Annotated in this window: 17 protein-coding genes, 1 tRNA gene and 3 pseudogenes; 11 read left to right on the forward strand and 10 right to left on the reverse strand. The window is 46.4% G+C overall.

All coding sequences use genetic code 11. The annotated features are described in order from the left end of the window. Positions 1-29: 29 nt before the first annotated feature. On the forward strand, positions 30-431 hold the full coding sequence (gene crl / locus FEK66_RS07345; RefSeq protein WP_130209675.1) for a sigma factor-binding protein Crl: 402 nt from the start codon (positions 30-32) through the stop codon (positions 429-431). A 100-nt stretch (positions 432-531) separates the two neighbouring features. Here crl and phoE read toward each other — a convergent pair whose 3' ends face one another. Next, positions 532-1,587, reverse strand: a complete 1,056-nt coding sequence (phoE, locus tag FEK66_RS07350) for a phosphoporin PhoE (protein WP_062883175.1) — start codon at positions 1,585-1,587, stop codon at positions 532-534. 287 nt (positions 1,588-1,874) lie between these two features. Between phoE and proB the strand changes: the two genes are divergently transcribed. From proB to FEK66_RS07365, 3 genes are all read left to right on the forward strand, one after another. After that, positions 1,875-2,978: a glutamate 5-kinase gene (gene proB / locus FEK66_RS07355; RefSeq protein WP_001285288.1), complete on the forward strand. Its 1,104-nt coding sequence runs from the start codon at positions 1,875-1,877 to the stop codon at positions 2,976-2,978. A gap of 11 nt (positions 2,979-2,989) precedes the next feature. Next, a complete protein-coding gene (proA, locus tag FEK66_RS07360; RefSeq protein ID WP_135406111.1) occupies positions 2,990-4,243 on the forward strand; it encodes a glutamate-5-semialdehyde dehydrogenase in 1,254 nt (417 codons plus the stop codon). A 114-nt stretch (positions 4,244-4,357) separates the two neighbouring features. Next, positions 4,358-4,433: transfer RNA gene (locus FEK66_RS07365), tRNA-Thr, on the forward strand. Positions 4,434-4,873: 440 nt separating this feature from the next. Here the strand turns inward: FEK66_RS07365 and FEK66_RS07375 are convergent. Both FEK66_RS07375 and FEK66_RS07380 read right to left on the reverse strand, forming a co-directional pair. Then, positions 4,874-5,212 carry a DUF1294 domain-containing protein gene (locus tag FEK66_RS07375; RefSeq protein ID WP_130210782.1) on the reverse strand — a complete coding sequence of 113 codons (339 nt, stop codon included), beginning with the start codon at positions 5,210-5,212 and terminating at the stop codon, positions 4,874-4,876. Between the two features lie 116 nt (positions 5,213-5,328). Then, positions 5,329-6,003, reverse strand: coding sequence for a TetR/AcrR family transcriptional regulator (locus tag FEK66_RS07380; RefSeq protein WP_135409554.1), 675 nt, complete (start codon positions 6,001-6,003; stop codon positions 5,329-5,331). Between the two features lie 144 nt (positions 6,004-6,147). Between FEK66_RS07380 and FEK66_RS07385 the strand changes: the two genes are divergently transcribed. The 3 genes from FEK66_RS07385 to FEK66_RS07395 all read left to right on the forward strand — a co-directional run bounded on the left by FEK66_RS07385 (position 6,148) and on the right by FEK66_RS07395 (position 8,930). Further along, complete coding sequence (locus FEK66_RS07385; protein ID WP_135494365.1) at positions 6,148-6,795, forward strand: class I SAM-dependent methyltransferase; 648 nt, start codon at positions 6,148-6,150, stop codon at positions 6,793-6,795. 90 nt (positions 6,796-6,885) lie between these two features. Next, positions 6,886-8,181 carry a PHB depolymerase family esterase gene (locus FEK66_RS07390; RefSeq protein WP_135494363.1) on the forward strand — a complete coding sequence of 432 codons (1,296 nt, stop codon included), beginning with the start codon at positions 6,886-6,888 and terminating at the stop codon, positions 8,179-8,181. A 59-nt stretch (positions 8,182-8,240) separates the two neighbouring features. Continuing rightward, complete coding sequence (locus FEK66_RS07395; RefSeq protein ID WP_130218368.1) at positions 8,241-8,930, forward strand: tetratricopeptide repeat protein; 690 nt, start codon at positions 8,241-8,243, stop codon at positions 8,928-8,930. Between the two features lie 113 nt (positions 8,931-9,043). Here FEK66_RS07395 and rpmJ read toward each other — a convergent pair. Further along, a pseudogene (gene rpmJ, locus FEK66_RS07400) lies at positions 9,044-9,145 on the reverse strand (50S ribosomal protein L36); the annotation flags it as partial. Positions 9,146-9,187: 42 nt separating this feature from the next. On the opposite strand from rpmJ, the gene FEK66_RS25630 reads away from it, so the two are divergent. Beyond that, positions 9,188-9,412, forward strand: a complete 225-nt coding sequence (locus FEK66_RS25630; protein ID WP_167854226.1) for a hypothetical protein — start codon at positions 9,188-9,190, stop codon at positions 9,410-9,412. 110 nt (positions 9,413-9,522) lie between these two features. Here the strand turns inward: FEK66_RS25630 and ykgR are convergent, their stop codons facing one another. The 3 genes and pseudogenes from ykgR to FEK66_RS07415 form a co-directional block, all read right to left on the reverse strand. Further along, complete coding sequence (gene ykgR / locus FEK66_RS07405) at positions 9,523-9,624, reverse strand: small membrane protein YkgR (RefSeq protein ID WP_064530486.1); 102 nt, start codon at positions 9,622-9,624, stop codon at positions 9,523-9,525. Between the two features lie 329 nt (positions 9,625-9,953). Further along, positions 9,954-10,205: a DUF1471 domain-containing protein gene (locus FEK66_RS07410; RefSeq protein WP_130210792.1), complete on the reverse strand. Its 252-nt coding sequence runs from the start codon at positions 10,203-10,205 to the stop codon at positions 9,954-9,956. A gap of 133 nt (positions 10,206-10,338) precedes the next feature. Then, positions 10,339-10,557: pseudogene (locus FEK66_RS07415) on the reverse strand (SDR family NAD(P)-dependent oxidoreductase); the annotation flags it as partial. Positions 10,558-10,763: 206 nt separating this feature from the next. On the opposite strand from FEK66_RS07415, the pseudogene FEK66_RS07420 reads away from it, so the two are divergent. Beyond that, a pseudogene (locus tag FEK66_RS07420) lies at positions 10,764-11,236 on the forward strand (LysR substrate-binding domain-containing protein); the annotation flags it as partial. On the opposite strand, the gene FEK66_RS07425 reads toward FEK66_RS07420, so the two are convergent. Continuing rightward, positions 11,233-12,222, reverse strand: a complete 990-nt coding sequence (locus tag FEK66_RS07425) for an aldo/keto reductase (protein WP_130218362.1) — start codon at positions 12,220-12,222, stop codon at positions 11,233-11,235. The pseudogene FEK66_RS07420 and the gene FEK66_RS07425 sit on opposite strands and share 4 nt — an antisense overlap. A 26-nt stretch (positions 12,223-12,248) precedes the next feature. Further along, positions 12,249-13,100 carry an aldo/keto reductase gene (locus FEK66_RS07430; protein WP_130210798.1) on the reverse strand — a complete coding sequence of 284 codons (852 nt, stop codon included), beginning with the start codon at positions 13,098-13,100 and terminating at the stop codon, positions 12,249-12,251. A gap of 565 nt (positions 13,101-13,665) precedes the next feature. On the opposite strand from FEK66_RS07430, the gene fdeC reads away from it, so the two are divergent. Further along, positions 13,666-17,919, forward strand: coding sequence for an inverse autotransporter adhesin FdeC (fdeC, locus tag FEK66_RS07435; protein WP_135494360.1), 4,254 nt, complete (start codon positions 13,666-13,668; stop codon positions 17,917-17,919). Positions 17,920-18,058: 139 nt separating this feature from the next. Here fdeC and FEK66_RS07440 read toward each other — a convergent pair whose 3' ends face one another. Then, positions 18,059-18,910: a helix-turn-helix domain-containing protein gene (locus FEK66_RS07440; RefSeq protein ID WP_135494358.1), complete on the reverse strand. Its 852-nt coding sequence runs from the start codon at positions 18,908-18,910 to the stop codon at positions 18,059-18,061. 393 nt (positions 18,911-19,303) lie between these two features. Between FEK66_RS07440 and FEK66_RS07445 the strand changes: the two genes are divergently transcribed. Beyond that, positions 19,304-20,173: an aldo/keto reductase gene (locus FEK66_RS07445; RefSeq protein WP_135494356.1), complete on the forward strand. Its 870-nt coding sequence runs from the start codon at positions 19,304-19,306 to the stop codon at positions 20,171-20,173. Positions 20,174-20,615: the final 442 nt, after the last annotated feature.

Raw genomic sequence — 20,615 nt, forward strand, 5'->3', positions numbered from 1 at the left:
AAACAGTTGCATCACAACAGGAGATCGCAATGACGTTACCGAGTGGACACCCGAAAAGCAGATTGATCAAAAAATTTACCGCACTAGGCCCGTATATTCGTGAAGGTAAGTGCGAAGATAATCGATTCTTTTTCGATTGTCTGGCTGTATGCGTCAACGTGAAACCCGCGCCGGAAGTGCGTGAGTTCTGGGGCTGGTGGATGGAACTGGAAGCGCAGGAATCCCGTTTTACATACAGCTATCAGTTTGGTCTGTTCGATAAAGCAGGCGACTGGACGAGTGTTCCGGTAAAAGATGCCGAAGTGGTAGAGCGGCTGGAGTATACCTTGCGTGAGTTTCACGAGAAGCTGCGTGAACTGTTGGTGACGTTGAATCTGAAACTGGAACCGGCGGATGATTTTCGTGACGAGCCGGTGAAGTTAACGGCGTGAATGAAATGTGCCGGATGTGATGTTTACGCATCTATTCCGGCCTGAAATATTGGTTTTCGTAGGCCGGATAAGGCGTTCACGCCGCATCCGGCAATATTCATTAAAACTGATAGGTCATGCCAACCGCGACAATATCATCATTGTTGATATTCAGCTTATTATCGCTATCCAGCTGATTGATTTTATAATCAACAAACGCTGACATATTTTTGTTGAAATAATACGTAGCACCGACATCGATGTAATTGACCAGATCTTCATCGCCGATGCCTTCAATATCTTTCCCTTTCGATAAGACGTAACCCAGTGATGGACGCAGACCAAAGTCGAATTGATATTGTGCGACCGCTTCAAAGTTCTGCGTCTTATTGGCAAAGCCGCCAGAGATTGGCGTCATTTTGCGCGTTTCAGAATAGAAAGTTGCCAGATAAATATTATTAGCATCATATTTCAGACCTGTTGCCCATGCTTCTGCACGCTTGCCTGTGCCACGGCTTTGCAGGTTCTGCTCGTTGGTGCGATCTGAGTTGGTATAGGCCCCACTGATGGCGAAATCACTACCGCCAAAGTCATAGGTTAACGAGGTGCCGAAGCCATCGCCATTCTGCTTTTTCACATCGCGGTTTTCGTTTTTTCCTTGATATTGCAAGGTTAAATTCAAGCCATCGATAACGCCGAAAAAGTCGGTGTTACGATAAGTCGCCAGCCCGCTGGCGCGTTTGGTCATAAAGTTATCGGTCTGTGCGGAGGAGTCGCCACCAAATTCCGGGAACATATCGGTCCAGGCTTCCACGTCATACAACGCGCCCAGGTTACGACCATAATCGAAAGAACCCAAATCTTTATATTTCAATCCGGCAAAAGCGAGACGTGTTTTTTGCTGTGCGGTATCGCTCTCTGCTTTATTACCAGCAAACTCTGCTTCCCAACGCCCATAACCAGTCAGTTGATCGTTAATTTGTGTTTCGCCTTTAAAACCAAAACGGATATAACTCTGGTCGCCATCTTTACTATCATTATCACTCATATAATGCATGGCTTTAACTTTGCCATAGACATCCAGTTTATTACCGTCTTTGTTATATACTTCTGCGGCCTGTACGGATGCAGATGCCACAATACCCATCACCACTAATGCCAGAGTGCTCTTTTTCATTTTCTTTCCTGATTTTAATTTACGCGCGAATATTCAGCGGGAGAGTCCCGTTGAAAACAGGAAAGTTTTTAACCTGAGATTGTTAAAGATATATTACAGCTTAATAATATTCTTAAAATGTGCTAATTTATTAAATCTGTAATAAAAGCGTAAACAACTGCCGTTACGCTTGCTGATCCCGCGCAACAAAACGCTATGCTTTGCTCGCAGATGGTTGGCAACCGACGACAGTCCTGCTAAAACGTTCGTTTGATATCATTTTTCCTAAAATTGAATGGCAGAGAATCATGAGTGACAGCCAGACGCTGGTGGTAAAACTCGGCACCAGTGTGCTAACAGGTGGATCGCGCCGCCTGAACCGTGCCCATATCGTTGAACTTGTTCGCCAGTGCGCGCAGTTACATGCCGCCGGGCATCGGATAGTCATTGTGACGTCGGGCGCGATTGCCGCCGGACGTGAGCACCTGGGTTACCCGGAACTGCCAGCGACTATTGCCTCAAAACAACTGCTGGCGGCGGTAGGGCAGAGTCGACTGATTCAACTGTGGGAACAGCTGTTTTCGATTTATGGCATTCACGTCGGGCAGATGCTGCTGACTCGTGCTGATATGGAAGACCGTGAACGCTTCCTGAACGCCCGCGACACCCTGCGTGCGCTGCTCGATAACAACATCGTTCCAGTAATTAATGAGAACGATGCTGTCGCTACGGCAGAAATTAAAGTTGGTGACAACGACAACCTTTCTGCTCTGGCGGCGATTCTGGCGGGTGCCGATAAACTGTTGCTGCTGACCGATCAAAAAGGTTTGTATACCGCTGACCCGCGCAGCAATCCGCAGGCAGAACTGATTAAAGATGTTTACGGCATTGATGACGCACTGCGCGCGATTGCCGGTGATAGCGTTTCAGGTCTTGGAACCGGCGGCATGAGCACCAAATTGCAGGCCGCTGACGTGGCTTGCCGTGCGGGTATCGACACCATTATTGCCGCGGGCAGCAAGCCGGGCGTCATTGGTGATGTGATGGAAGGTATTTCCGTCGGTACGCTGTTCCATGCCCAGGCGACTCCGCTTGAAAACCGTAAACGCTGGATTTTCGGTGCGCCACCGGCGGGTGAAATCACGGTAGATGAAGGGGCAACCGCCGCCATTCTTGAACGCGGCAGCTCCCTGTTGCCGAAAGGCATTAAGAGCGTAACCGGCAACTTCTCGCGTGGTGAAGTGATCCGTATTTGTAACCTCGAAGGTCGTGATATTGCCCACGGCGTCAGTCGCTATAATAGCGATGCATTGCGCCGCATTGCCGGACACCACTCGCAAGAAATTGATGCAATACTGGGATATGAATACGGCCCGGTAGCCGTTCACCGTGATGACATGATTACCCGTTAAGGAGCAGGCCGATGCTGGAACAAATGGGCATTGCCGCGAAGCAAGCCTCGTATAAATTAGCGCAACTCTCCAGCCGCGAAAAAAATCGCGTGCTGGAGAAGATTGCTGATGAACTGGAAGCACAAAGCGAAAGCATCCTCAACGCTAACGCCCAGGATGTTGCTGACGCGCGTGCTAATGGCCTCAGCGAAGCGATGCTTGACCGTCTGGCACTGACGCCCGCACGGCTGAAAGGCATTGCCGATGATGTGCGCCAGGTGTGTAACCTCGCCGATCCGGTGGGGCAGGTAGTCGATGGCGGCGTGCTGGACAGCGGCTTGCGTCTGGAGCGTCGTCGCGTGCCGCTGGGGGTGATTGGCGTGATTTATGAAGCGCGCCCGAACGTGACGGTCGATGTTGCTTCGCTGTGCCTGAAAACGGGTAACGCGGTGATCCTGCGTGGCGGCAAAGAAACCTGCCGCACTAACGCTGCAACGGTGGCGGTGATTCAGGACGCCCTGAAATCCTGCGGTTTACCGGCAGGTGCAGTACAGGCAATTGATAATCCTGACCGTGCGTTGGTCAGTGAAATGCTGCGTATGGATAAATACATCGACATGCTGATCCCGCGCGGCGGCGCTGGTCTGCATAAGCTATGCCGCGAACAGTCGACAATCCCGGTGATCACAGGCGGTATAGGCGTATGCCATATTTACGTTGATGAAAGTGCAGAGATCGCTGAAGCATTGAAAGTGATCGTCAACGCGAAAACTCAGCGTCCGAGCACGTGTAATACGGTAGAAACGTTGCTGGTGAATAAAAACATCGCTGATAGCTTCCTGCCCGCATTAAGCAAACAAATGGCGGAAAGCAGCGTGACATTACACGCAGATGCTGCCGCAATGGCACAGTTGCAGCCAGGCCCTGCGAAGGTGGTGGCTGTTAAAGCCGAAGAGTATGACGATGAGTTTCTGTCATTAGATTTGAACGTCAAAATCGTCAGCGATCTTGACGATGCCATCGCCCATATTCGTGAACACGGCACACAACACTCCGATGCGATCCTGACCCGCGATATGCGCAACGCCCAGCGTTTTGTTAACGAAGTGGATTCCTCCGCTGTTTACGTTAACGCCTCTACGCGTTTTACCGACGGCGGCCAGTTTGGTCTGGGCGCGGAAGTCGCGGTAAGCACGCAAAAACTGCACGCGCGCGGCCCAATGGGGCTGGAAGCACTGACCACCTACAAGTGGATCGGCATTGGTGATTACACCATTCGTGCGTAAATAAAATCGGGTGATGCAAAAGTAGCCATTTGATTCACAAGGCCATTGACGCATCGCCCGGTTAGTTTTAACCTTGTCCACCGTGATTCACGTTCGTGAACATGTCCTTTCAGGGCCGATATAGCTCAGTTGGTAGAGCAGCGCATTCGTAATGCGAAGGTCGTAGGTTCGACTCCTATTATCGGCACCATTTCAAACTCTTCCCAAGTCTATCTAAGTCAATTGACCCCGCACATACTACAGCTCACTGCCCGTTCCTTATCTTCCATTATCAACCGTATTTTCTTTAATGCGTTATCTGGTTACACAGGTAGTCCGCTGGTTGTTTTGGGGGCGAGATTGTTGATTATTACAGGTGTTCGAACCGGAGAGTGGAGAGCGGCGCTCTGGAGCGAATTCAACCTCGATAAAGCGATATGGGAGATCCCTGCGCAACGGATGAAAATGAGGCGACCACATATTGTTCCGCTTTCAATTCAGGCAATTACAATACTCAAAACGCTTCAGATAATGACAGGAAATTATCCTCTAGTGTTTCCTGGTCGTAAGGATCCAAATAAGTGCATGAGTAAAGCGCCGGTGAAATAGCATGGAGCTACTGCCTGTAACTCCCGGAGCGGATACCGGGTTTTATGGTTGATACAATTCATATATCACAACTGACAGGATCATCACGTTCAATACGACGCTGATTGCGAAGTAGGTTCTGAATGGCTGTTTCTGTGTTTTATGTCGAAAGACCTGTTGACCAATAATTGCACCAACCCAACCTCCGACAAAGCCAAACACCAGCAGAGTTGCTTCTGGCACTCTGCGCCAGCCTCTACGTGCAGCCAGCTTATCAGTACCATAAATTACCAGGGTGAGCAGGTTTACGCATGTAACCCACGCAGCAAACGGCTCCGCCAGTAACACACTGCTGGCAGCCGTTAAAAGGAGGAGCAAATAGCAAAAACGATTCAGATTCATGGCGTATTTTAGTCATACCAGGCATGCGCTTGCTATCATTTTTGTATATCTCCCTAAACGGAATGGACTCAATTTTGGGGATTATGATGTTGTGTAAGTATCCCGCATAATCGTGGCTAGTTTTTGTTGACCACTTCAATCCCTTGTATAACAGTTTCGATACGCTCTTTTATTTCCTCAAGTTGTTGCTGACGACCTTCAGGTGTTAATGTCTGATCTTCGTTAACATCCAAAACCCATCGACGAGGAAGCAATGCGCCAAAAACAATATCCATTAGCATTCCAGCGCAATTACCCGTATTTTTAACAGCAATACGCCCTTGAGCTTGCTGAATATCCAGCCATTCGATTAACAGTTCTCTTGAGCGAAGCGTTTTAGTGGCATATAAATAGTCTGAAAGCTCTGGAAAGAGAATTGATTCACGTGTCATTAATTTTAAGAGTGCTTCTCTCTCTTTAGCTTCTTCTTGACTTATATCTAATCGGAATATACGAAACAGAGTTTCATTAATGGGGAGCTTCTCGTTTTCCGGTCTTGGGAGATCGAGGAACAGGGCTTTATATTCTTTAATTACTTCAGAAAAAATTTCCTTCTTATTACTGAATACCTCATAAATTGTTCTTTTTGATACTTTTGCCCGACGAGCAATTTCTGTGGTTGAGGTTTGGGCAAAACCAAGCTCAATGAAGGCACTATACGCGCCAATAACTATCGCTTTCTTACGCTCATCAAGCCCCGCACTTTTAGGTCTTCCCCGTCGCACCGGTGTCCTCACTTCGCTCTTGTTCATCAAAACATTTACTCCTGCATTCATTTTTGGTACTTGACCAGTACCAAAAATGGTATCACTATACCAACAACATAAGCAATGATCATAACATGGTGTATGAAAACAACCAGGTAACATCACTTCATAAAATACAGGTCCTTATTTATGAATCGATTAAATAATAGTATCTGCCCCATTCGTGATCCCCAGGTTATACGTGTTCTGGAACGCATGAATAATGAACGCAAACATCCCCCGCAGGAACTGTTTCGCGAAGCTCCGGCACTTGATCCTGAAAGATTTTCCAGTTATGGCTTTTCCATAGCCCCAGAACAGGGGGAACTTATCTACTTACTGTGCCGGGCAATGAAAGCCACTCGCGTTGTGGACTTTGCAACTTCTGTAGGTATGTCAGCGCTCTATTTTGCCGCTGCGATGAAAGATAATGGTGGCGGACTGGTGATTGGTTCTGAAATGGTACGGGAAAAGGCTGAAGTCGCGTCTCGAAATCTGGCAGAGGCAGGTCTTACGTCTTTTGTTGATATTCGTGTCGGTGATGCGAGAGAAACGCTGAAAGATCTCGGTGGTCCTGTCGATTTTATTCTTATTGATGGTTTCCCTCTTGCGGATGGCCCAAGCCTCGCTCGTAAGGTTACTGAGATCGTTGCGCCACAGTTACGAGTAGGAGGATATATATTAAATGATAACGCAGAACCGGATTTTTTATCTTATGTTCGTGATCCACAGAATGGTTTTATTTCTATAACATTGCCGATAAAACGAGGTACAGAGTTAGCACTGAAGATAAGTTAAATACAAGCACGAATGATAAAGTTGAAAAAATATAGTCCTGGTATCATGCTGATATTTATTTAATTTTTATCAAAAGTAAAGAGGACATTTATGCCGACGCGCAGAGAGTTTTTAATTAAAAGTATTGCGGGTGCTTTAGTTGTTTCAATGCCTCGCATTGTATTCGCAAACACAAACAACAAGGCAATAAAGGCTACAGCTATTACACAAGTTTTTGGTGACGGAGTTCGACTTATTGCGATAGCTGTAGAATTTGAAAAGCCTATAAATAAGGAAGAACTTTCGTCAACAGAGTTTAGCGTAAAAAATTATCATATCAATAAAGTGTTTATCAGTCAGTCAACAGCTTTGGTTGAGGCAAAATCAGGTAAGTACGCGATTCTTGAACTGGACCACAGCAAACCACAAAATGAATGGCAAGAAACTATAACGGACCCAACAATACAAAAAGCAGTTCCCAAACAAGGACAAGGTAAACCCTCCTGGGTTGCAGGAGAAAAACTAAACCAAACTATTAGATATAAAGATGCATCTGCAACTGTGATTACACAAAATACCACGCTGGAAACTAACGCCGTTTCAAATCTGGTGGTCGATAGTTTTAGACAAGGTAAATATAAAGACAATGAAAGCGGAAAAATACTAGAATATAATTTCTTTATTCCTGAAGAGCAAAATAAAGTATTACCATTGGTTATTTTTATGCATGATGCAGGGGCTACCAGTGCACAAATAACAACGACTCTGTTTCAGGGGCTAGGCGCAGTAATTTGGGCAGAACCGGAACAACAACTGAAACGTCCCTGCTATGTTTTAGCTCCTCAGTATAATGAAATCATTGCTGATGATGACTGGCGTACATCTACGTTGCTTGATACAACAATAAATCTTGTTCAGTCTTTGATGAAAGAATATAAAATAGATCCTGAACGTATTTATGTTACTGGTCAGTCAGGGGGATGTATGCTGGCCATCGCTATGAATATCAAATATCCTGACTTTTTCACAGCGAGTTACCTGGTTGCAGGAAAATGGGATGCGGAACAGGTTGCTCCAATAGCTAAAAACAAATTGTGGTTTATGGCCTCAGAAGATGATGCAGGGGCTTTTCCCAGCTTCAACGCGATTACTGAATGTCTTGAGCAGTTTGGGGGAAAAGTTTCTCGTGCAGCATGGAATGGTCAATGGGACCCTGAACAATATCGATTTGCTGCCGACACATTGTTTGAAGAGCAAAGTAATATCCGTTATACCGTTTTTATAAAAGACAGTGTATTTGATGAATACTCTTCGCGAGAAGGTGCCAGCGGGCATCGTAACACATGGCGTATTGCTTACAGCATAGAACCAGTTCGTGAATGGTTATTTAACCAACGCAAACAATAAAGTGTAGGCCAGACTGTCATCAGGTATCGTGTTGGCAGTCATTTTTACCGAGAGACAGAATGAAGGCGTTATTATTTGTAATTCTATTTTTTTCTGCATCTGTATATGCAGATACTCCACCAAAAATGAATTTTGATGAAATAATAACGCGCTCTGCTCAGGGAGATGCAGAAGCGCAAGCCAGATTGGGGGAAGCATACCTGAATGGAAACTACAATCAAACGGTGAATTATACTGAGTCTTTTAAATGGTTGACGAAATCAGCAGCCAGCGGAAACCCCCGCGCGAAACTGGATTTAGGGATTTTATATCTTAATGGATATGGCGTACCGTATGATTATGCAAAAGCCTTAAGCCTTTTTGAGCAAGCTGACCTGGCGGGAGAAATGAAAGCTGCACGTTATCTTGGGATTATTTATGAAAGAGGATTAGGCGTTCCTCAGGATTATAATAAAGCGGCGAAATATTATAAGAAAGGCGATAAAAATAATGATATTACGGCGCAGTATCGTCTGGCTAAACTTTATGAACAAGGTAATGGCGTAAAACGCGATTATCAAAAAGCGATAAACCTTTATCTTAAACATATCAGCAGAATGGATCATATCACTGCTCCCAGTTTTGTGGCTTTAGGTGATATTTATTCTTTGGGATTGGGCGTAGAGAAAAATCCACAACTGGCTAAAAAATGGTATCAAAAAGCGGTTGATGCGGCTCATACACAGCATCAGCAGGTAGCAAGCCATTAATGAGTAAGAAGATACGTTTGCAGGAAAGTTAATGCTGGCGTACTGAATACACCAGCGTTAATCAGGCATGATTATGCAGCCAGCCAGGTGTCGTTGAACCTTCAAACTCAGAGTTAACGCTTTTTCTTGCGCCTCTGAACAGCCTTAAAGCGGGGATTAGATTTGCAAATGACATATAGCCGTCCTTTTCGCTTCACAATCTGACAGTCTGGATATGTGGGATTCCCGCAGCTAACTGAATGTGCCGGAAGTGAGAGATGTTGTTGGCTATCGTTGGTGACGGCACTATTCATGCTGATTTATGTCACTACCCGCTGATCGGTATGAACGCATTGAGAATGTGGGTGAGCCTTGCTTTACCGGCTGATTATTTATCACACAGCCAAAGTAACAATTTGGTGAACCAACATGCGCATTGGGTAACTAAAATGCTGACTCAATGCGCAATCTCTTTTAGTGCGGCACAAATACGGTTTCTTTAAACTTCCCTTCGAAACCGTACGAATATCCTTCCCCACTGACATAACTCTTACAAAGTAGGTGGAGGATACATATTTTAAATATCACCTAAGGGAATTGTTTTTAGATGTAATTAATAGTAATGGAGGAATAAATAAGCATATTCTACAACTGCAACCAAAACAACAATATTAATCAGCTTATTACTGATTTCTTGTATCTTATTCTCTTTCATTGGTATTTCCTCGCTTTAAAAAAGAGCGCACCTCATAAGCGCCTCTTATATAGATAACGAGTTTGGTCAACCAATTTTTTGAACTGTATCACAAATTTGGAAAGATGTATTACATCAATTATTACTAATCGCACACAAGTGATCCATAGTCTACGTTGAGATTGGCCCTGAGGATTACGCTGCTCTCCTTGTATGATCCCCGCATAATTGTGCTATTCACGCTTAGAAATGTACCGTGTTTACAATCTGCTGAGACTGCATTTTCGTCGTAAGGACAAGCCATGGAACCGATGCTCATGATAAACAGTCCATGGCACATCATTTACTATTTACTTATAGATTTCAGCAACTCCGTGCAGTTTGTTATTCCCCGTGGTAGACAGGATTTTGAACGACGTTGCTCCTTGCTCATCAGCCTTACGAGAAAGCGCATTCGATAACTCATCAAGCGTCAAGGCATTGCTGGCTGAGATTACACCAATCTTTTCTTTGCCATCTGTATGATTAATTTCTTGCGCTGCAAATGCAACATTCACCGAAATAAAACCCATGACTAATGTAGTAACAAGTAGTGTTTTCATAACTAATACCTAATCTAAGTTATATGTTTGAAAATGAATTAATATAGGAGAGAACGTCTCTTTCCTGATAATTGTACAGATTAAAGCTGTCATAATACTGACCGCTATATGATAAAATTGTCATATTTTAAAATTAGTTAACCTTGGTGTGCAGATTCAGGTCATTAATAATACATTCAGGTTCTTCACGCACAGGCATATTGTCTATATCCAAAACCCCATCGTTTTTTTGAGGATTATCACTCTGCATGTTTGCAAACAGAGTGGGCAGATCCTGCTGCGCTTCTCCTCGTTCTGCGACCAGTTCGAATGTTTTATTTTTAGCGGCGTCGTTGCTAAGGGTACTGACCAGATCCACGGGCTGATGACCCATTGCAATAGCGGTATTTACTACATGAATACCGATGCATCCTGTTGCTCCTGCAACGAGTATTTTCATGGTAAACCTCATGATAATTAATCTTTATTTTCGATACATACAGATTATCAATTATCATAATTGTCAGTAATGTAGCTAAAATAATTGTATCTATGAACGCCCTTCATGAGTGCGCTTTGAAAAGTGTGGATAAGGATATGATTGCAGTGCGGATTGGACCAGAGATGCGGATGGCCGTGGGGGGGCACCGGAGTATTTTGCCGCTAACGCCTTACCTGAAACGCCTCACGAGCTACAAAATCATCGCTGCATCAATATGCGTTTGCCAACCGCCGGTGGGCTTTACCACTGGGAGTTCGAGCGAGAAGGGAAACCACTTCGCGTCAAGGTTGAGGGGCAACTGACGTGTAGCCCATTGCCAGTAAGAATTGATGCCGCGTTATCAGGGTTTGGGATCGCTTTCTCTGAAGACATGGTTCAGAAGTATGTAAAGTCAGGCAAGCTTATTCAGGTGTTGCAGGAGTGGTGTCCAACTTTTCCCGGATATTACCTTTACTACCCCAGCCACAAGCAGCATCCGCCAGCTTTTGCGCTGTTGATCGTATTCAGAGTAACGGGTCCACATTTTGTTGTGGACCCGTTTGGGCATTAACGGCCTACGCGTGCCTGGTGCTCAGGCGAGTAACGTTCACCGACGATTTTAATTGTTTCCAGTGCCTCGGTTATCTGCTGCGTATCATTGCGCGAAAGAACAATGTCGACAGCACCCAGGTTTTCTTCCAGCCGGTGCAGTTTAGTGGTGCCAGGGATGGGTACAATCCATGGCTTTTGTGCTAACAGCCATGCCAGTGCGATTTGTGCAGATGTTACCCCTTTCTCCGCGGCCAGTTCACCTAACAAGGTGACCAGTTTTTCATTGGCTTCAATAGCTTGTGCCGCGAAACGCGGTACGGTGCTACGGTAATCATCCTTGCCGAAAGTGGTTCCTGGCTTAATCGACCCCGTCAGGAAACCTTTACCTAGTGGGCTGAAGGGTACAAAACCAATCCCCAGTTCCTCCAGCAACGGCAGAATTTCCTGTTCAGGCTCACGCCACCACATGGAATATTCGCTTTGCAGGGCGGTGACAGGTTGTACCGCATGTGCACGACGAATGGTTTGTGCTCCCGCTTCAGACAGGCCGAAATGTTTGACCTTACCTTCTGCAATTAGGTCTTTCACCGTTCCTGCAACATCTTCAATAGGAACATCCGGATCAACACGGTGTTGATACAGAAGGTCAATGACATCAGTCTTAAGACGGCGTAATGATCCTTCAACGGCTTCACGGATATGCTCCGGGCGGCTGTTTAAAATCTGCTGCTTATTATCATCGCCGAAGGTAAAACCGAATTTAGTGGCAATCACCACACGGTCACGAAACGGTTTTAAGGCTTCGCCGACCACTTCTTCATTCAGATACGGACCATACACTTCGGCGGTATCGAAGAAGGTGACGCCACGTTCAACCGCAGCACGAATAAGTTCGATAGCCTGACGGGTATCGGTCGCCGGGCCGTAGCCGTGGCTTAAGCCCATGCAACCGAGCCCAAGGGCGGAGACTTCGAGTCCGGATTTACCCAGATAACGTTTTTGCATTGAATGAATACCTCTTTTATCGCGGCTTAAACATCAAGTTTGCGGCCAGTCAGCCATTCCACCATTGCGGGATCGCGGTGAGAGAAGAACGCGCTGGTTGCGGTATCCAGGGCGGTAATTTGCAGCATATCTTCAGGGCTGAGTTCAAAATCGAGAATGTTGATGTTCTCTTCCATGCGTTCTTTTCGCACTGATTTTGCCAGTGAAACAATGCCTCGTTGGTAGATCCAGCGCAGAACAACCTGGCCCACGCTTTTGCCATACTTCGCGCCAATTGCCGTCAATACGGGATGCTGGAACAGACCATTTTTCCCTTCCGCAAACGGTGCCCAGGCTTCTGGCTGAATGCCACGACTTTGCATCCACGGAACGGCCTGTAATTGCTGGTTGAAGGGGTTAACTTCAATCTGGTTTACCGCCGGAACGACTTTATTAAAGGCGATAAGGTCAGCCAGTCGGTCAGGATGGAAGTTACTGACGCCAATAGCGCGGATCTTGCCTGCCTGTTGCAGTTCTTCCATGGCGCGCCAGGCACCGTGGACATCACCGTATGGCTGGTGAATCAAGTACAGGTCAACATAATCAAGTTGCAACCGATTCAAAGAGCGTTCGAACTGGGCTTTGGCTCCTTCATAACTGGTATCCTGCAACCAGAGTTTGGTGGTGACAAAGAGTTCGTTACGGGCGATACCGCTTTGTTTCAGTGCGTTCCCGACCTGGGTTTCATTTTGATAGGAGGCGGCGGTGTCAATCAGTCGATAACCGGTGTTAATAGCGTCAATGACCGCTCTTTCGCATTCGGCGGCATCGGTCATCTGAAATACACCAAAGCCCAGCAGGGGCATTTCAATACCGTTGTTCAGTTTTACTTTTTGCATGGTGTTATCCTTCCGTTATCGTTCATGAGAAGCATAACGTAAAGGGAAGAGCTCGATTAGACGGCAGGATCTGTCAGGGGTTATGAACGAAATTCATAAATCTGTTTGAGTGTTGAGATGAGTCGTGCAAGTTCGATATCCCCGGAATTTACAGTCTGATGAAGGAAAATGAATATCCATAAAAAATATATTGGTTTATCCTGGCGTATATACCTACTTCGACGTATTGCCAATCGTGATAAATTAAAGGCAGGTCATTATTATTCACTCTGAATAATGAATTATTCACTGTCCGCAGACTAGGAAATATAACTTAGATATCTATTTAATGACTTGCACAAAAAGCTAAATTTTCACCTATAAATAAAAATATAATCCCGCGCCCAACCACCTGATGAGTGGCTACAGGCACTGGATATATTAGGTGGCGGTGTACTTTCTTACATAAAGGTATTTCCTTTTCTGCGGAAAAGGAAACCGGGAAATTCCCGGTTTTTCTGACAAGCGGACGCCATTATTTGTGTCTGCCTATGTTCGTTAATTCGTTCATCAGGAAATTATCTCAATGTCACGTTATAAAACAGGTCATAAACAACCACGATTTCGTTATTCAGTTCTGGCCCGCTGCGTGGCGTGGGCAAATATCTCTGTTCAAGTTCTTTTTCCACTCGCAGTCACCTTTACGCCGGTAATGGCGGCACGTGCGCAGAATGCGGTTCAGCCACGGTTGAGCATGGAAAATACTACGGTAACTGCTGATAATAATGTGGAGAAAAATGTCGCGTCGTTTGCCGCAAATGCCGGGACATTTTTGAGTAGTCAGCCAGATAGCGATGCGACACGTAATTTTATTACCGGGATGGCCACCACTAAAGCTACCCAGGAAATCCAGGAGTGGCTCGGGAAATATGGTACTGCGCGCGTTAAACTGAATGTCGATAAAGATTTCTCGCTGAAGGATTCTTCGCTGGAAATGCTTTATCCGATTTATGATACACCGACAAATATGTTGTTCACTCAAGGGGCAATACATCGTACAGACGATCGTACTCAGTCAAATATTGGTTTTGGCTGGCGTCATTTTTCAGGAAATGACTGGATGGCGGGGGTGAACACCTTTATCGACCATGATTTATCCCGTAGTCATACCCGCATTGGTGTTGGTGCGGAATACTGGCGCGATTATCTGAAACTGAGCGCCAATGGTTATATCCGCGCTTCTGGCTGGAAAAAATCGCCGGATATTGAGGATTATCAGGAACGCCCGGCGAATGGTTGGGATATCCGCGCAGAGGGCTATTTACCTGCCTGGCCGCAGCTTGGCGCAAGCCTGATGTACGAACAGTATTATGGCGATGAAGTCGGGCTGTTTGGTAAAGATAAGCGCCAGAAAGACCCGCATGCTATTTCTGCCGAGGTGACCTATACGCCAGTGCCTCTTCTGACACTGAGCGCCGGGCATAAGCAGGGCAAGAGCGGTGAGAATGACACTCGCTTTGGCCTGGAAGTTAACTACCGAATTGGCGAACCTTTGGCGAAACAACTCGATACGGATAGCATTCGCGAGCGTCGGGTACTGGCAGGCAGCCGCTATGACCTGGTTGAGCGTAATAACAATATCGTTCTTGAGTATCGCAAATCTGAAGTGATCCGTATTGCTCTGCCTGAGCGCATTGAAGGTAAGGGCGGGCAGACGGTTTCCCTGGGGCTTGTGGTGAGCAAAGCAACTCACGGTCTGAAAAATGTTCAATGGGAAGCGCCGTCTTTGCTGGCCGCAGGCGGAAAAATTACCGGGCAGGGTAATCAGTGGCAAGTGACGCTCCCGGCTTACCAGGCAGGCAAAAACAATTATTATGCGATTTCTGCGGTTGCCTACGACAACAAAGGCAATGCCTCAAAACGCGTGCAGACAGAGGTGGTCATTACCGGAGCAGGTATGAGTGCCGAGCGCACGGCGTTAACGCTTGACGGTCAGAGCCGTATCCAAATGCTTGCTAACGGTAGTGAGCAAAAGCCACTGGTGCTTTCTCTGCGCGATGCAGAGGGGCAGCCAGTCACGGGTATGAAAGATCAGATCAAGTCTGAGCTGACGTTCAAGCCAGCTGGAAATATTGTGACTCGTACCCTGAAGGCCACTAAATCACAGGCACAGCCAACACTGAGTGAGTTCACCGAAACTGAAGCTGGGGTGTACCAGTCTGTCTTTACTACCGGAACGCAATCAGGTGAGGCAACGATTACGGTTAGCGTTGATGGCATGAGCAAAACCGTCACTGCAGAATTGCGCGCCACGATGATGGATGTGTCGAAGTCTACTCTGAGCGTGAATGAATCTTCAGGAGACGTGGTTGCCGATGGTCAGCAATCCCACACGCTGACGCTGACTGCGGTGGATACTGATGGTAACCCGGTGACGGGAGAGGCCAGCCGCTTGCGATTTGTTCCGCAGGATAGCAATGGTGTCACCATTGGTACCATTTCGGAGATAAAACCAGGCGTTTACAGCGCTACGGTTTCTTCGACCCGTGCCGGAAACGTTGTTGTGCATGCCTTTAGCGAGCAGTATCAGTTGGGCTCATTACAACAAACGCTGAAGTTTGTCGCCGGGCCGCTTGATGCAGCACATTCGACCATCGCCCTGAATCCGGATAAACCGGTGGTTGGCGGTACAGTTACGGCAATCTGGTCGGCAAAAGATGCTAATGACAACCCTGTAACTGGCCTCAATCCGGATGCACCGTCATTATCGGGCGCAGCCGCTGCAGGTTCTAAGGCCTCAGGCTGGACGGATAATGGCGACGGGACCTGGACTGCGCAGATTTCTCTCGGTACTACGGCGGGTGAATTAGCGGTAATGCCGAAGCTCAATGGACAGGACGCGGCAGCGAATGCGGCTAAAGTGACCGTGGTGGCTGATGCGTTATCTTCAGGCCAGTCGACAGTCTCTGTGGCAAAAGATCGCGTAAAAGCAGGCGAAAGCACAACCGTGACACTTATTGCAAAAGATGCGCATGGCAACGCTATCAGCGGCCTTTCCCTGTCGGCAAGCCTGACAGGTGTTGCATCTGAAGGGGCGACGGTATCCAACTGGACCGAGCAAGGCGATGGTTCCTATGTCGCTACGCTGACCACAGGCGGAAAGACAGGTGAGCTTCTTGTCATGCCGCTATTCAACGGTCAGCCAGCAGCCACCGATGCTGCGCGGTTGACTGTCGTAGCGGGGGATATGTCATCAGCGAACTCTACGCTTGTTGCGGATAATGATGCTCCGACCGTCAAAGCGACGACGGAACTCACCTTCACCGCGAAGGATGCGTACGGGAACCTTGTCACCGGGCTGAAGCCAGATGCACCGCAGTTTAGTGGTGCCGCCAGCACGGGGTCAGTGAGACCTTCAACAGGAGACTGGACAGAAACAAGTAATGGGGTCTACGTGGCGACCTTGACTCTGGGATCTGCCGCGGGCCAGTTGTCTGTGATGCCGCGAGTGAACGGCCAAAATGCCGTTGCTCAGCCACTGGTGCTGAATGTTGCAGGCGATGCTTCCCAGGCAGTGATCAGTGATATGACGGTGAAGGTTGATAACCAGCTGGCTAATGGACAGTCGACTAACCAGGTAACCCTGACCGTTGTGGACACCTATGGCAACCCGTTGCAGGGACAAAATGTGACGCTGACTCTGCCGAAAGGTGTGACCAGCAAGACGGGGAATACGGTAACAACCGATGCGGCAGGTAAAGCCGACATTGAGCTGATGTCAACGGTTGCCGGGGAACACAGCATCACGGCCTCAGTGAATAATACTCAGAAGACGGTTACGGTGAAATTCAAGGCGGATTTCAGTACCGGTCAGGCGAGCCTGGAGGTTGATGGTGCTGATCCAAAAGTGGCAAACGACAAAGATGCCTTTACGCTGACGGCAACGGTTAAGGATCAATACGGCAACCTTCTTCCTGGCGCTGTGGTCGTCTTTAATCTGCCTCGGGGCGTCAAACCGCTTGCAGACGGTAATATCATGGTGAACGCCAACGAGGAGGGTAAAGCGGTACTGAAAGTGGTTTCCGTGACTGCCGGAACGTATGAAATCACGGCGTCGGCAGGAAATGACAAGCCTTCGAATACGCAGACTGTAACGTTTGTGGCCGATAAGGCTACCGCAACCGTCTCCGGTATTGAGGTGATTGGCAACTATGCACTGGCGGATGGCAAAGCCAAACAGACGTATAAAGTTACGGTGACTGATGCTAATAACAACCTGTTGAAAGATACCGACGTGACGCTGACCGCCAGCCCGGCGAAGTTAGAGCTGACTCCCAATGGGACGGCGAAAACTAATGAGCAAGGACAGGCTATTTTCACCGCCACGACCACTGTCGCAGCGAAATATACACTCACGGCGAAAGTGGAACAGGCAGACGGTCAGGTCTCGATGAAAACCGCCGAATCTAAATTCGTCGCGGATGATAAAAACGCGGAGCTCACCGCAAAATCTGATGTGTCATCTCTGGTGGCGGATGGGGTAACGACCGCAACAATGACGGTTACCCTGTTCTCGGCAAACAATCCCGTAGGAGGAACTATGTGGGTCGACATTGAGGCTCCGAAAGACGTGACAGAGGCGGATTATAAGTTCTCGCCGTCGAAGGCCGACCATTTCTCGAGCGGGAAAATTACGCGTACATTTAGTACCAAGAAGCCGGGTCTCTATACGTTCACATTCCACGCACTGACGTATGGCGGGTACGAAATGACGCCTGTGAAGGTGACAATTAACGCCGAGGCTGCAGATACTGAAAAGGGCGAGGAGGAGATGCCATAATTTGAATAGTATGAAAGTTACGATCTAATAAAGAATAATGGTGTTGATATGTTCAACGCCATTATTCACTGAATACCTGGCCTGATACTGATTAAACAGTAGCAGGCCAGGATAAAACTCAATAAGACATAGCGACAAACTAAACCGGAAGAACGGGGATAAAAATTTCGCAAACAACATCATTGCCATCCTTTTCTACGAAATCTTCATTGTAATAAAATCGCTCAATATCGCTGCCGTTCACTCTGGCTAACCCCCTGGCAGGCAACTCTATCAGATAGATGTTCCGAACCCAGTCAGAGTAATGTTCCCAGTTTCCTTCATAACGGAAAGAGGCATAAAGTCCTCGGGTCGTTGTCCACTCTTTCGGCATGTCAGCATATTCACATACCGTACCAGCAAAGGTTTCAACTGTGAGTAAATCGACCGACTTTGTTGATGGTTTAAACGTTGAGACGAAATAGATATCCGTCTTAAAATCCTTCATACATCTGGCTAAATGATGACGTCGCAATTTGACTTCTTCATCCGGTGATTTATTCGATATTTCAGTATCATACTTAAATGAATTGCCAAAAATACGTGTTTCAGGGAAATGAATTAATATGCAATCAGTTTTTGTATGTTGGCGTGCTAAAAATGGAGGGAAGATATTTTCCAGATCCCAATAATCACGGAGTCGGTATTCTCGGGGAGTGCAGCCGAATAATTTTTTAAATTCGCGACTGAATGACTGCTGTGAATCAAAATGCAAAGATAGTGCAATATCAAGCATAGATTTCGCTGTGAGTCGGACAAGAATAGCTGCCCGGCAAAGTCTTCGTTTGCGAATGTATTCTCCCAGCGGCACATGCATGAAGTTTCTGAACAGGAGCTGGATATTGCGTCTACTGTAGCCAGATTTCTGTGCGATATCTTCGATTGAGATAGGGTTACCGAGACTACACTCTATCCACTCCAGGAGCTGCTGCAAAATCTTCTGCCTGATCATAACATTCTCCATTTGTTCTTCGCCATTTCGCACATTTTTCGTATGACAAAGGCTATAAGTGTATCAAAAACAGAAAGGTCCGAGGCCAGGCGACTGACAGAATCTCAGAGTGTTGACAAATACTTGTTGTTCATGTGGGGCTTATCCAGCCGACAAAATAGCGTAAATTCAATATATTGCGACTCTCTGGTCGGCATGATAATCGTAGCGCATCAGGCGATTTTTTGCTTGCCATCAGTCTCATCGTATCTGCTTCATTTCTCCCATAATAGAGAGATTACAGTTCCCTATTATTAATGAAATTTTTACATAAGTGATATCAAAACCGACCTACTAATCGGAGGTCATGTTTTAACGTAGACTAATGATTCATATGTAATGGAGGGACTGCCAGTGGAATTTTCCATATTAAGCAACAATCTGAAAATGCCGATGATGGGATTTGGTGTTTTTCAGGTTACCGATAAAGACGTGTGTAAACAATCCGTGTTGAATGCTATCCGAACCGGTTATCGACTAATCGACACTGCAGCGGTATATGGTAATGAAGACGCCGTCGGCGAGGCTATTCGTGAAGCCATTTCGGAAGGTTTCTGTACCCGCGAGGAGTTGTTTATTACTTCTAAATTATGGGTACAGGACATGGTTGATCAGGATACGGCAAAAGCAGGTATTGAAGCGTCATTAAAAAAATCGGGACTTGAATACTTTGATCTCTATTTATTGCACCAGGCAATGCGCGATTATTTCAGTGCATGGCGTGCACTGGAAGATGCCTATGAAGAGGGCAAACTGAAAGCAATTGGGGTTTCCAATTTCTATCCTCATGTTCTGGCAAACTTTTGTGAAACAGTCAGAATTAAGCCAATGGTCAACCAGGTTGAGTTGCATCCCTATTTTGCCCAACCAGAAGCGCTAGCAACCATGAAATACTACAACGTGCAGCCTGAAGCATGGGCACCATTAGGCGGTGGAAGACATAAACCATTTGAAAACAGCCTGCTTCAGGGGATTGCAAATGCTCACCAAAAATCGATTTCTCAGGTAATTCTACGCTGGAATATTCAACGGGGAGTAGTTGTTATTCCAAAATCGACTCATCAGCATCGTATTGAAGAGAACTTCGCTATCTGGGATTTTTCACTGACAGAGAAAGAAATGGCGCAAATAAGCTCACTTGATCTGGGTTATGTTGGCGAATCCGTAAAACATTTTAATCCTGAGTTTGTTCGTGGCTGTCTTGGCGTAAAAATACATGACTAATTAGCGTTATCAGAATACTACCTGACCCGCACTCTGAAAATATGACTTATAGCAGGTGTTTTTATATATTTTCTGAAGGCGGGATCTCATTATAAAAACACACTGAATCGCTTCAGTAAGATAAAATTACAGTTATTAATGGTTGTGTAATTATTGTTAATAATTTCATTTATACTCATTTGGGGGACTGTTTTAACAGATACCAAATGAGTATCTCTAAATGGGTGTTTAAGATAAATTCGATTGGATTCATGACGTTATTATATCGAATGCATGATTCCGTATTGTTAGTGGCGATCATTATAAAAATGTGAGCGACGCCGAAAGAAATAAAATTAGCTATTGCATCCAGGTATCCAATGATGGATTATTGATTTGTCATACAAATCAGTTTGAATTTGTATTCTGCTACCCAATAAAAAAGCCGCCATTTTTATTGATG

The organism is Escherichia sp. E1130 (assembly GCF_005781065.1).
In the GTDB taxonomy this organism is placed as follows: Bacteria; Pseudomonadota; Gammaproteobacteria; order Enterobacterales; family Enterobacteriaceae; genus Escherichia.